Below are 12,015 nucleotides of genomic sequence, written 5' to 3'. Positions count from 1 at the left end.
TACGCAGCCCGCCTCAGTGGTGTTCAGCCGTCTCATAAATTCATCAGAGTTCTGTTACCGACTTGGGGCACAACCGCCGTTTGAGCAGGGCGAGTTCGGGAAAATCAGCGGTCGCGGCCGAGATGCGCCGGCACCGCCGGGACGCGTCGGTTGTCGTCGTACGGCACCTCTGGACCCGGTTTGGTGGAGACGGGGGAGGTGTGTTCGGCGATGGCCCGTTCCGTGACGACGAGCCGTCCGGCGATCGCCGCGTTCGAGGAGACCGAGGTCGGCGCGGAGCGCGGCGCCGGGACCGGCAGGATCGCCAGGGCCGGCACCGGCCCGCGCACGGCGGCGAGCACGGTCTCCCGGACCCTGGCCCGGGAGACCGTGCTCGCCGTTGTTCGTGTTCGTCGTCATGGCGCCCGGTCCGTCCGGCCGCGCGCTCACCGGTCACCGGCCCGACCCCCGTGTCAGGGGGCGGTGCCGGGTACACCAGGGGGTGACGGGCCGGGCCGGTGCCGCGGTGACCGGCGGCGGCCCGGGGGAGTGTTCAGCGGCCGGTCGGCGGGGTGTACTTGTAGCCGACGCGGCGGACGGTCTGGATCGCCCTGCGGTGCTCCACGCCGAGCTTGCGGCGCAGCCGGGCGACGTGGACGTCGACCGTGCGGCCGTCGCCGACGTGGCCGTAGCCCCAGACGGTGGTGACCAGCTGGTCGCGGGTGTGCACCCGGTTGGGGTGCGTCACCAGATGGGCGAGGAGCTCGAACTCCAGGTAGGTGAGGTCGAGTTCACGCCCGTCGACCTGGGCGGTGCGCTGCACGGTGTCGACGGTGACGAGCGGCTCCCCGGCCTTCGGGGCGACCGGGGACGCGGCGGCCGTGGTGGCGGGGGGCCGCTCGTCGGCCGCGTCCTGCCGGTCCGGGACCGCGACCGGCAGGAACGGCGGCTGCTGGTCCGCCGGGACCAGCACCAGGTAGCCGATCATCGGCGGCTGGCCCGGCAGGGTGGGCAGGGTGTGCTGCGGGGCGGGCAGCCAGGTGGCGCCCGGCGGCAGGAAGTCCGCCATGTCCACGACCTCGTCCCGGTCCACGGCACGCAGCCGGTGCCGGGCGGGGGAGGAGGAGGCGAGGCCGGAGGCGGGGGAGAGAGAACGAGTGGTCGCCATGAGACGTCAGCTCTTTCGCGCGAGGAGTTCGTCGGTCGAGGACGACGGCCGCGATTCGTGGTCGGGCGCGCCGGGGAGACGTACTGTGTTTCGCGCTGGCCGAAGGCCGGGGTGTACGGCTTTAGAGGGCCCGCGCGTTCATCGCGCGGCAACACACCCGGTCGAAGTCGTGGTGCTGACGGGAAGGCCAGAACGGCTCCAGGTCATGGCGACCCGTCGCGGTGTACTTCTGGAAGCTGGCCATACGCCCATTGAAGCAGACACAGCCCGGAAACAGGACCCTTCTCTCACTGCTCGGACGCTTCCCTGACGTGACGTCGGCCTCGTGCCCCTCACCCCACCAGGCGTTTGCGCCAGGTCAGCGAGGTGACCTCGATCGCTCTGCCCGGGTCGCCGTCCCACTGCGCGGACAGGCCCGCCGAGGTCAGCGCGGCGACGACCTCGCGGCCGACGGCGGTGGTGGTGCCGGCGGAGCCGTCGAATCCGCCGTAGTGGAGTGTGAGCCCGTGGCCCTCGGCGGCGGCGCGGGTGCTCTGGTGGTGGAAGAAGACGAAGCCCCGGGTCGTGCCCGCGTCCTCGGCCTCGGCGCCTATCTCGGTCATCCCGCAGGACCGGCAGCAGGCGAAGTCCTCGCGGGCGGTGACGCCTTGGCCGCGCAGGGCCGCGAACGCCCGCGTCAGCCGGTCCGGGTCGGTGAGCCCGGTCCAGGCCCGCTGCTCCGCCACCCGCTCCGTCCAGAGCCGCTCCACGATCTCGCGCGCCTGCGCCGGGGAGACCGCCCCCGCGGGAGCGGCCGGCCGCGCGGGGGAGTGGTGCGGCGCACCGTCCCCGTCGGCGTCCGCCATCAGGTACACGGTCTCCTTCACGAGCCGTTCGATCCCGAGGTACCCGTCCCGGAGCAGCGTGCGCACCTGCTCCTCGGCGCGGGCCGCGACCTCGGGCGCGAGCGCGGGGGCCTGCTCGCGCGGCGGTGTCGCGACCGGCTCCCAGGCGGTGCCGCCGTCCCAGCCGTCCTCCTCGCGGGCCCAGCCGACGACCAGGTCCGCCACCCGCTCCGGGTCCGTGAGGTCCGTACCGGAGAACTCGTCCGCGCCGCGCCGGTGTTCCAGGCGGTAGTCGCCGCCCTCCTCGTGCCACACCTGCGCGAACACCTTCGGCAGGTCCGGGACGCGCTGCACGACCAGGAAGCGGTTCCCGGGCCCGCCCAGCCCCCGCACCGCCTCCCGCAGTTCGTCCGGCGAACTCCACACATACGTCTGCCCGTTCTCCGTCCAGGCGTTGACGGCGAGCACCTCGTCGATCTCCACGCCGCCCACCATGACACGCGCCGCCGACAACGCGGCCGCGGGCATACGGAAAGGGGGCGTCCGCCGCGAACGGCGCACGCCCCCTTTCCGGGGATCTCCGGCTTTCCGGGGAACCCCGGGGAGCCTGCTGCGGATCAGACCTGGTCGGCCTTCTCCAGCGCGGAGCAGCAGGTGTCGACGATCAGCCGCGTCACCAGGTACGGGTCGACGTTGGCGTTCGGGCGGCGGTCCTCGATGTAGCCCTTGCCGTCCTTCTCCACCTGCCACGGGATGCGGACCGAGGCACCGCGGTTGGAGACGCCGTAGGAGTACTCGTTCCACGGGGCGGTCTCGTGCAGACCGGTCAGGCGGTCGTCGATGCCGGCGCCGTAGTTCTTGACGTGGTCGAGCGGCTTGGAGCCCTCACCGAGCGACTCGCAGGCGGTGATGATCGCGTCGTAGCCCTCGCGCATCGCCTTGGTGGAGAAGTTGGTGTGCGCGCCGGCGCCGTTCCAGTCGCCCTTGACCGGCTTGGGGTCCAGGGTGGCGGAGACGCCGAAGTCCTCGGCGGTGCGGTAGAGCAGCCAGCGGGCGATCCACAGGTGGTCGGAGACGTCCAGCGGGGAGACCGGGCCGACCTGGAACTCCCACTGGCCGGGCATGACCTCGGCGTTGATGCCGGAGATCGCGAGACCCGCCTTGAGGCAGTTGTCCAGGTGCGCCTCGACGATCTCGCGGCCGAAGATCTCGTCGGCGCCGACACCGCAGTAGTAGCCGCCCTGGGGGGCCGGGAAGCCGCCCTCGGGGAAGCCCAGCGGGCGGGCGCCGTCGAAGAAGGTGTACTCCTGCTCGATGCCGAAGATCGGCTCCTGCGCGGCGAACTTCTCCGCGACCTCGACCAGCGCGGCGCGCGTGTTGGAGGCGTGCGGGGTCATGTCGATGTCCAGGACCTCGCACAGGACGAGGATGTCGTCGCCGCCGCGGATCGGGTCCGGGCAGGTGAAGACCGGCTTCAGCACACGGTCCGAGGAGTGCCCCTCGGCCTGGTTCGTGGAGGACCCGTCGAAGCCCCAGATCGGCAGCGCGTCGAGACCGGCGGGGGCGCCCGCGACGATCTTCGTCTTCGAACGCAGCTTGGCCGTCGGCTCGGTGCCGTCGATCCAGATGTACTCAGCCTTGAAGGTCACGGGCCACATCCTTCGGGGTGGGTCGGGCGCACATGCGGGTGCTGCGGCGCTACGGCACTGGGGCGCCGCTGTTGTTGTGCGCGAGCCTGTCAACAGGCGATTTCCCGATCATTGCTCGAATGTGAACCCCGTGTTACCTGGTGGTTTTGTGGTGCGACTCACGTTGTGAGGGCCCGGTGGGCGGGGTACTGAGGCCATTTCGGACGGCCGCCGGCTTCCCCTCCGTGCAAGCCGGCGGCCGTGCCGAGTCCGCTTCCTGTCCTGCCGCGTGGCCGGAACGTGCCGGTCCTGCCGCCCGTGGCCGCGGGCGGCAGGACCTGTGACACGTGTGCGGTGCGGGGCCGCCCCGGAGGGCCGGCCCACCGCCTCGCCGGCTGTCTCACCGGCCGGAGGTCAGGGCGATGGCCTCACCCCACCTTCTCGATCAACGCGCGGCGGATCAGGAACTTGCCGGGCTCCCGGACCTCCTCGAAGGCCGCGTTGTTGAGCAGCACGCAGCTTCCGGAGACCGAGGTGACCTTCACCGTGACGGACTTGTCGTTGTCCAGGTTGGTGACCTTGAGCGTGGTCCCCGCCGGGAACTGGTTGCTGGACGCCGCCGGGGCGCCGGCCTCGCCGGAGAGCGTGACGGTCGAGCCCGTGCAGACCTGCTGCCCGGAGGCGGCGGTGCCGGTGCCCGCGCCGGTGCCCGAGGCGCCGGTGGCCGCGCTCTGCGAGGGCGTCGCGGTCTGCTGGCCCGTCTGGCCCGTCTGCCCGGTCTGGCCCGTCTGCGCCCCGCTCGTCGCCTGGGAGTCCTGAGCCGACTCCCCGACGACGCAACCGGACGCCTTCTGCTGGACCTTGATCTGCTCGATGACCGCCTGCCGGTTGGCGATCCGGGCCGCCGACTGGGCGTCCGGGTTCGCCTGCTGCCCGGCGATGAACTCCTCGTTGTTGCCGAGGGCCGTGGCCAGCCCCTGGCAGACGGTCGAGTCCGCGGCCGACGACAGCGTCGTCGCGTTCTGCGGGCTCTGCGCGGCGTTCGAGCTGGTCGCCAGGGCGAAGGCCCCGCCGCCGGCCACGGCCGCGGCGCCGACGAGCAGCGCGATCTTCTTCCTCGTGCTGAGGGTTCTCCTACGCGACATGCGCGCCTCCTGGAAGAGGTGGGGGAGCGTACGCCGCTATGTACGAGATACCGAACGCTGTTACTCAGCGGTTACGGGAGTCGCTCAAGTAACCTGCGTCACATCCGAGGTGAGCGCTGTTCAGCTCTTGCTTCGGGACAGCGCCTGCTGTACGGCCTCGTCGGTGCGGGCGACCAGTGCCGTGCCGTCGTCCGCGGTGATGATCGGCCGCTGGATGAGCCCGGGATGCTCGGCCAGGGCGGTGATCCAGCGGTCCCGCGCGCCCCCGTCCCGCGCCCATGTCTTCAGCCCCAGCTCCTTGGCGGCCGCCTCCTGGGTGCGGGTGATGTCCCACGGTTCGAGACCCAGCCGTTCGAGTACGGCCCTGATCTCGCCCTCGGTCGGTACGTCCTCCAGGTACCGGCGGACGGTGTAGTCGGCCCCCTCGGCGTCGAGCAGGCTGATCGCGCTGCGGCACTTCGAGCAGGCCGGGTTGATCCAGATCTCCATGCGGGCCACCGTACGCGAGCCGCTCCCACGAGGTCTCTGTTCGATTTTTCGGAGGTGTCGCCCGGACCCCTCGGGCACCTCCCGTCACGCCCGGAAAACCCTTCTCCAGCTGCGGTGTTGGGCGATTTACGGACTGCCCTACTGTCGGTGCGGGCCGGTACACTGGAAGCAGTGTTCGAGAGGGTCGCCGGAGTGTCCGGGGGCGCTCCGACCGCGACAGGAGGATGCCCGTGCCCGCTGCCGCACTGAAGCCGAAGCCGTTGCCGACCCAGTCCACCGCGAAGCGTGCCGTCGTGCTCGACTCGCCCTACGAGCCGGCGGAGAAGCACCCGCTGCCGGCCGGGCGGCCCCGCGACTGGTACGTCACGCACAACCGCCGCCTCAAGGCCATGCGCCTCGCCATCGCCCTGCTCGACTCCGGCGTCTACCTGCCCAACCAGGCGCGCAACGAGACGATACGGAGCACGGCGCGCAGCATCGGAGTCCATCCGCCGTCGGACACGACGTGCCACATGGTGCGGGCGTTCATGCGCTACTCGCGGTGAGCCGCGGGCGCCGGGTGCCGTCCCGCGGCGCCCGGCGCCCCGGGGGCGAGGATCCGCCGGACGAACTCCCCGTCCCCGTCCCCGTCCCCGCGCTGAGCCCAGCCCCCGTGCCCCCGCCACACCGCCGGCCTCACGTCGCCGCTGCGGTTCGAAGAGCGGCGGGCGGATTTCCCGGGCCGGGTGCCGGTCCCGTCGCTCCGCCGCCCCGGTGTGCCGTTGCCGGCCCGCGCCGAAAACGGGGTGCACGCCGAGTGACCGCCTCCCTACGCTGGATGCACGTTGCGGAGTCGTCCGCCCCCGCTTTCCACAGGTTCGGCCGAACCCGGGGGCCCCGGGGCTACTCTGCTACGCACCGACGGACGGCCGCCCGTCCCCCGCGTGCCGTCGGATCCGTCGACCGCTCACACACCCACGCCACGGAGGCCCGTCATGGGCACCATCGTCCTTTCCGGAACCGTCGTCCTGGTCATCCTCGGTTTCGGCAACCACAACTACTGGCTCGCGGCCGTCGCCCTGCTCTTCCTGTACGTGCAGTACGGGCGGGACTCGTCGTCGACAACCTCCTCGGGAGGTTCGCAGGGCGGCTCGTCGGGCGGTTCGTCCGGGGGTTCGTCCGGCGGGGGAGGGGGCGCCGCCGGCGACTACAAGGCCTACCGCGACCGCCGTGACCAGCAGGCCAAGTGGGAGCGCCGCTACCGCCGCGAGCGCCCCATGGAGTTCCGGCGCCAGGAGCGCGAGAAGGGCAGGTAGGCGGGCGTTCCCCGGCCGGTCAGAGGCCGGGGGCGCCCCAGACCGGGAACCAGCGGCTGAGGTCCTGCTCGATCCGCAGGTCGTTCGCGAGCACCGCCTTCACCTGCAGCTCCAGCGCGCTGTCCCGCCGCTGTGCGGACGTGGACCGCGGGGCGAAGGGGTAGAAGGTGCCCCGCTTGTAGAGATAGACGAGCGCGAGCCTGCGCCCGCGCTCGTCCTCGAAGGCGGCCAGGGAGCAGAGCAACTGCGGGCCGAAGCCGTTCACCTCCATCGAGCTGTTCACCGCGTGCAGGTCGTTGACCAGTTGCGGGAGCTGGTCGGGGGTGCGGCGCGAGACCAGCCAGGAGTACCCGTAGTCGTCCTGCCGCAGCTCCACCGGCGGGCCCGCGCGGTCCGCGTCCGCGTCGAGCAGCGCCTGGACCTCCCGGTGGGTCTGCTCGAAGGCCGCGCCCTCCACGGTGGCGAAGCACACCGCGCCCTCGCCGGTCGGCGTGAACCCGGACGCGGCCTGGAGGGTCACCGCCGCCGACGGCAGCCCGAACAGCTGGTCGAGGTCGGGTGCGACGGGCTTCGTACGGCCGAGCAGGATGTCCAGGAACCCCATGCTCACCCGGCCTTCCCGGGCGTCGCCGCCTCGCCGAGCTCCGCCGAGATCCGCCCCAGCTGCTCCAGGCGCTGCTCCAGGGGCGGATGGGTGGAGAAGAAGCGCTCGATGCCGGGTTCCCTGCCGGTCGCCGGGGTGAAGTAGAAGGCGTTGAAGGCCTGGGCGGTGCGCAGGTCCTTGGTGGGGATCCGGGCGATGTCACCGGACACCTTGGTCAGCGCGGAGGCGAGCGCGGAGGGCCGGCCGGTCAGGTGGGCGGCCGCGCGGTCGGCGGCCAGTTCCCGGTACCGGGACAGCGCCCTGATCAGCAGGAAGCTGATCGCGTAGACGGCCGCGGAGACCCCGATGACGGCGGCGAACACGGCGGCCGTGTTCTGGTCGCGCCGGCCCCCGCCCAGGACCTGCGAGTAGAAGGCGAACCGCACGATCAGCCCGGCGATCACGCCCAGGAAGGACGCGATCGTGATCACGGCGACGTCCTTGTGCGCCACGTGCGACAGCTCGTGCGCGAGCACGCCCTCCAGCTCGGCGGGCTCCAGCCGCCGCAGCAGGCCGGTGGTCACGCACACCACCGCGTGATCGGGGTTCCGGCCGGTCGCGAACGCGTTCGGCATATCCATGTCGGACACGGCGACCACCGGCTTCGGCATGTCGGCGATGGCGCACAGCCGGTCCACCACCGCGTGCAGCTCGGGATACTCCTCCCGCTCCACGACCCGCCCGCGCATGGCGTACATCGCGATCCGGTCCGAGAACCAGAACTGGGCCACGAACATGGCGCCCACCAGGACCACGACCAGCAGCCACGACTTCAGCAGCACGATCAGCGCGGCCACGAAGACCACGTACAACAACCCGAGCAGGAAAAGCGTGACCGTCATACGAACGGTCAGTCGCCGATCGCTCCGGAAGCGGTTCTGCATCTTGCCTCACCCCGCAGTCAGGCACTCGTCCCGCTGTCCAGTGTGCACCTGCCCGGCCCCATGAGGAGGCCCCGAACGTCCCTAGCGGCGGCAAAAGGTCCCTGTGGGCCGGGCCGGCGCCGCAGCCACGGCTACCGCGTCCCCAGGTACCCCAGCAGCAGGATCGCCGCCGCCACGCCGCCGAACACGATCGCCGCCGAGGTCCACGAGGACCGGCGTGGCTCCACCGGCCCCGGGTCGGCCCGGAACGGTGCCGGGTCCGGCGGATTCTCCCGCCAGCGCGCGCCCAGCATCCGCGCCCGCGCGGACGGCTCCTTGTGCTCCGCCCGGTCGGCCCACCGCAGGTCGAACTCGTGGTCCTCGTCGTCGTCCCGCCCCGACATCCCGCCCCCGTCTCGAACGCCAGTACCCACGCACGATACGGCGCGGGTGGCCGGTACGTCCGGCGACGGGCAGGATGCCGTCGACGAGGGCGGGGGTCTGGGTGACGTCGGCAGCGGTGGTGAGGGTGTGGAGCGGGGTGCCGCGTCCGTCGCAGATCAGGTGGTGTTCGCTGCCCGTTTTCCGGCGGTCGACCGGCGGAGGACCGGTGTCGGCTCCCCCTTTTCCGCGCGGATGCGGGAGCCGTCCACACAGGCGCGGGACCAGCCGAGTTCGCCGGCCGCGTTCAGTTCGCCGAGCAGGATGCGGTGGCAGCCGGCCGAACACCCCGGCCTGCTGCCAGCGGTCCAGGCGCCGCCGGCAGGTCTGCCCGGAGCCGAACCCCAGCTCCAGGGGCAGGAGTCGCCAGGCGATGTCTTGGTGCAGGACGTACAGGATGCCCTGCGGGCACAGTCGGTCCGGCACCGGTTCCGGGCCCGGCGACCGCTCCGGCCAGGGTGGCAGCAGAGGCTCGATGAGTGCCCACAAGTCGTCATCCACGATCCGTGGCCGAGTCGTCACACCCACCTGGAACGGTCAGATCGTCACATCGGTCACGCCCTGCCAGGGCACCTCAACAAGATCCTGTTACGAGCTCTTGGGGCCATCGACGCCGCGCTCGGCGTACTGGATGCGGACACCGGCCCCGGCACAGCCGATGCGCTGAGCCGAGCGACGGCGGGGCCCGAAACGGCCCGTCGGCCGTGCCCTTCCGGCGAGGAAGAGCACGGCCGACGGCCCACAGACGGCCCAGGGGAGCAGAAACCCACTCTGACCTGGGGCGATATCACGCATCGAACGGGCGAGCGGCCTGGTTCTGATCAGACGCGCAAGTCCTAGACAACGGTCACATTCGTCGCCTGCGGGCCCTTGGCGTCCTCGCCCATCTCGAACTGGACACGCTGGTTCTCTTCCAGAATCCGGAAGGATTTGCTCTGGAATTCCGAGTAGTGCACGAACACATCAGGTCCGCCACCCTCCGGCGTGATGAATCCGAACCCCTTCTCCGAGTTGAACCACTTGACGGTGCCCAGAGTCATGCTTCCTCCACCTCACGGCCACGGCCCGGCTGCCGCGGACCGCGGTGATCATCCCCTGGCGCCGAGACCAGTCACCCCAGGCGTCCCGAACGCAACCCGAAAGGGTCAACGCACCGCAGAGGGGTGGCACTCGACGACGACGCCACTGTGCGGCACCACTTCCGCCACGCTGACGAGGAATACGGTCTCCGGTAGGTCGAGGCGGTATCCGCGGAGAGTTGATCGTCATCGGTTGACCCGTTCCCTGGCGAAGCCGATGCGCTGAGCTCAGTGACGGCGGGGCCCGAAACGGCCCGTCGGCCGTGCCCTTCCGGCGAGGAAGAGCACGGCCGACGGCCCACAGACGGCCCAGGGGAGCGGTTACCCGCTCTGACCTGGGGCGATATCACACGTCGAAGTACAGCTCGAACTCGTGCGGGTGCGGGCGCAGGGCCAGCGGGGCGATCTCCTGGGTGCGCTTGAGGTCGATCCACGTCTCGATCAGGTCGGGCGTGAAGACGTCACCGGCGAGCAGGAACTCGTGGTCGCGCTCCAGGGAGTCGAGGACGGCCGGGAGCGAGGTCGGGACCTGGGCGACGTTCGCGTGCTCCTCGGGAGCCAGCTCGTAGAGGTCCTTGTCGATCGGCTCGGCCGGCTCGATCTTGTTCTTGATGCCGTCCAGACCCGCGAGGAGCAGGGCCGAGAAGGCGAGGTACGGGTTGCCGGAGGAGTCGGGCGCGCGGAACTCGACCCGCTTGGCCTTCGGGTTCGAACCCGTGATCGGGATACGCATCGCGGCCGAGCGGTTGCGCTGCGAGTACACCAGGTTGATCGGCGCCTCGAAGCCCGGGACCAGACGGTGGTAGGAGTTCACCGTCGGGTTGGTGAAGGCCAGCAGCGACGGGGCGTGCTTGAGGATGCCGCCGATGTAGTAGCGGGCCATGTCCGACAGGCCCGCGTAGCCGGCCTCGTCGTAGAACAGCGGGGAGCCGTTGCTCCACAGCGACTGGTGGACGTGCATGCCCGAGCCGTTGTCACCGAAGATCGGCTTCGGCATGAAGGTCGCGGTCTTGCCGTTCTTCCAGGCGACGTTCTTCACGATGTACTTGAAGAGCTGGAGGTCGTCGGCCGCGGCGAGCAGCGTGTTGAACTTGTAGTTGATCTCGGCCTGGCCGGCGGTGCCGACCTCGTGGTGCTGGCGCTCGACCTGGAGGCCGGACTTCTCCAGCTCCAGGGAGATCTCGGCGCGCAGGTCGGCGAAGTGGTCGACCGGCGGGACCGGGAAGTAGCCGCCCTTGTAGCGGACCTTGTAGCCGCGGTTGTTCTCCAGGGCGCCGGTGTTCCAGGCACCCGCCTCGGAGTCGATGTGGTAGAAGCTCTCGTTCGCCGAGGTCGCGAAGCGCACGCTGTCGAACACGTAGAACTCGGCCTCGGGGCCGAAGAACGCGGTGTCGGCGATGCCGGTGGACGCGAGGTAGGCCTCGGCCTTCTTCGCCACGTTCCGCGGGTCACGGGAGTACTGCTCACCGGTGATCGGGTCGTGGATGAAGAAGTTGATGTTGAGGGTCTTGTCACGGCGGAAGGGGTCGACCCGGGCCGTCGACAGGTCGGCGCGCAGCGCCATGTCGGACTCGTGGATGGCCTGGAAGCCGCGGATCGACGAGCCGTCGAAGGCCAGCTCCTCGTCCGGGTCGAACGCTCCGACCGGCAGCGAGAAGTGCTGCATGACGCCCGGCAGGTCGCAGAAACGGACGTCGATGAACTTGACGTCCTCGTCCGCGATGAACTTCTTGGCCTCGTCGGCGTTCTGGAACATCCAGCTCCTCCTACTCCCGACCGTTCCCGTGCCGGGGTGGTAGTTCGTTCGTGCGGCCAGTGCGGTGGCACACGTTGTTCTCGACCCTAGGGACGGGTGATTTCTCGGGCGTGACCCATTTGTTTCGCTGAAGTTAACCGGGTTCGTCCCACCGTAGCCCCCGGACACCCCGCCCGAACCCGGGCGGACACCCGCGCAGTACCTTTGACGGGTGGACAACAGGCAAGCAATCGGATCGTGGCTCTCCGGGCCCCGCGCGGCCATGGAAGAGGCGGGCGCGGAGTTCGGGTACCGGGGCGAGCAGCTCGGTCTGCCGGAGCAGGGGCCGGGCTCCGTCGCCCGCCCCGGCAGGCGGCTCGGGGCGCTGGCCGTGGACTGGGGGCTGTGCGTCCTGATCGCATACGGCCTGATCACCGACGGCTACACCCCCGCCACCGGCAACTGGGCGCTGCTCGTCTTCTTCGTCCTGGGCGTCCTCACCGTGGGCACGATCGGCTGCACTCCCGGCAAGCGGCTGTTCGGACTGCGGGTGGTCGGCGTCGGGACCGGCCGGGTCCAGCCGCTGCGCGCGCTGGCCCGCACGGTTCTGCTGTGCCTCGCCCTCCCGGCCCTGGTCTGGGACCGGGACGGCAGGGGACTGCACGACCGGCTGGCGAAGACCGTGGAGGTCCGTGCCTGAGCGCGGCTCCGGTGGGGGCCGGTCGC

Annotated in this window: 14 protein-coding genes and 2 pseudogenes; 3 read left to right on the top strand and 13 right to left on the bottom strand. The window is 70.9% G+C overall.

Annotated features, from left to right (window positions below; genetic code table 11):
- Positions 1-104: 104 nt before the first annotated feature.
- The 7 genes and pseudogenes from ACZ619_RS05295 to ACZ619_RS05265 all read right to left on the bottom strand — a co-directional run.
- A pseudogene (locus tag ACZ619_RS05295) lies at positions 105-257 on the bottom strand (DNA-binding response regulator); the annotation flags it as partial.
- Between the two features lie 275 nt (positions 258-532).
- Positions 533-1,147 (bottom strand): winged helix-turn-helix domain-containing protein, encoded by a 615-nt coding sequence (locus ACZ619_RS05290; RefSeq protein WP_469594322.1) that lies wholly within the window; start codon positions 1,145-1,147, stop codon positions 533-535.
- A gap of 121 nt (positions 1,148-1,268) precedes the next feature.
- Positions 1,269-1,391, bottom strand: coding sequence for a hypothetical protein (locus tag ACZ619_RS05285; protein WP_365343278.1), 123 nt, complete (start codon positions 1,389-1,391; stop codon positions 1,269-1,271).
- 88 nt (positions 1,392-1,479) lie between these two features.
- On the bottom strand, positions 1,480-2,454 hold the full coding sequence (locus ACZ619_RS05280; RefSeq protein WP_469594520.1) for a DUF6891 domain-containing protein: 975 nt from the start codon (positions 2,452-2,454) through the stop codon (positions 1,480-1,482).
- 134 nt (positions 2,455-2,588) lie between these two features.
- On the bottom strand, positions 2,589-3,620 hold the full coding sequence (glnII, locus tag ACZ619_RS05275) for a glutamine synthetase (RefSeq protein WP_469594320.1): 1,032 nt from the start codon (positions 3,618-3,620) through the stop codon (positions 2,589-2,591).
- A 407-nt stretch (positions 3,621-4,027) separates the two neighbouring features.
- A complete protein-coding gene (locus ACZ619_RS05270; protein ID WP_469594317.1) occupies positions 4,028-4,744 on the bottom strand; it encodes a hypothetical protein in 717 nt (238 codons plus the stop codon).
- A gap of 120 nt (positions 4,745-4,864) precedes the next feature.
- The gene (locus tag ACZ619_RS05265; RefSeq protein ID WP_469594315.1) at positions 4,865-5,233 is read right to left on the bottom strand and encodes an arsenate reductase family protein; all 369 of its coding nucleotides are present in this window, start codon (positions 5,231-5,233) and stop codon (positions 4,865-4,867) included.
- Positions 5,234-5,463: 230 nt separating this feature from the next.
- Between ACZ619_RS05265 and ACZ619_RS05260 the strand changes: the two genes are divergently transcribed.
- Entirely contained in the window at positions 5,464-5,778 is a 315-nt protein-coding gene (locus ACZ619_RS05260; RefSeq protein ID WP_469594313.1) for a hypothetical protein, read from the top strand.
- Positions 5,779-6,207: 429 nt separating this feature from the next.
- Positions 6,208-6,528, top strand: coding sequence for a hypothetical protein (locus ACZ619_RS05255; RefSeq protein WP_469594311.1), 321 nt, complete (start codon positions 6,208-6,210; stop codon positions 6,526-6,528).
- 19 nt (positions 6,529-6,547) lie between these two features.
- Here the strand turns inward: ACZ619_RS05255 and pspAB are convergent, their stop codons facing one another.
- The 6 genes and pseudogenes from pspAB to glnA form a co-directional block, all read right to left on the bottom strand.
- Positions 6,548-7,132, bottom strand: coding sequence for a PspA-associated protein PspAB (pspAB, locus tag ACZ619_RS05250; RefSeq protein WP_469594519.1), 585 nt, complete (start codon positions 7,130-7,132; stop codon positions 6,548-6,550).
- A 2-nt stretch (positions 7,133-7,134) separates the two neighbouring features.
- Positions 7,135-8,055: a zinc metalloprotease HtpX gene (gene htpX / locus ACZ619_RS05245; protein WP_469594309.1), complete on the bottom strand. Its 921-nt coding sequence runs from the start codon at positions 8,053-8,055 to the stop codon at positions 7,135-7,137.
- A 131-nt stretch (positions 8,056-8,186) separates the two neighbouring features.
- Positions 8,187-8,438, bottom strand: coding sequence for an SCO2583/SCO2584 N-terminal domain-containing protein (locus ACZ619_RS05240; protein WP_469594307.1), 252 nt, complete (start codon positions 8,436-8,438; stop codon positions 8,187-8,189).
- A gap of 322 nt (positions 8,439-8,760) precedes the next feature.
- Positions 8,761-8,976, bottom strand: a pseudogene (locus ACZ619_RS05235) (transposase); the annotation flags it as partial.
- A gap of 335 nt (positions 8,977-9,311) precedes the next feature.
- Complete coding sequence (locus ACZ619_RS05230; RefSeq protein WP_469594304.1) at positions 9,312-9,515, bottom strand: cold-shock protein; 204 nt, start codon at positions 9,513-9,515, stop codon at positions 9,312-9,314.
- Positions 9,516-9,900: 385 nt separating this feature from the next.
- Positions 9,901-11,310 (bottom strand): type I glutamate--ammonia ligase, encoded by a 1,410-nt coding sequence (gene glnA / locus ACZ619_RS05225; protein WP_469594303.1) that lies wholly within the window; start codon positions 11,308-11,310, stop codon positions 9,901-9,903.
- Positions 11,311-11,521: 211 nt separating this feature from the next.
- Here glnA and ACZ619_RS05220 point away from each other — a divergent pair, with 211 nt between their 5' ends.
- A complete protein-coding gene (locus ACZ619_RS05220) occupies positions 11,522-11,989 on the top strand; it encodes an RDD family protein (RefSeq protein WP_469594301.1) in 468 nt (155 codons plus the stop codon).
- The last annotated feature ends 26 nt before the right edge of the window (positions 11,990-12,015 follow it).

The organism is Streptomyces sp. NPDC104367 (genome assembly GCF_055583825.1).
Note: the sequence above shows the minus strand (reverse complement) of the source record. Positions and strands in the feature narration are given on the sequence as shown.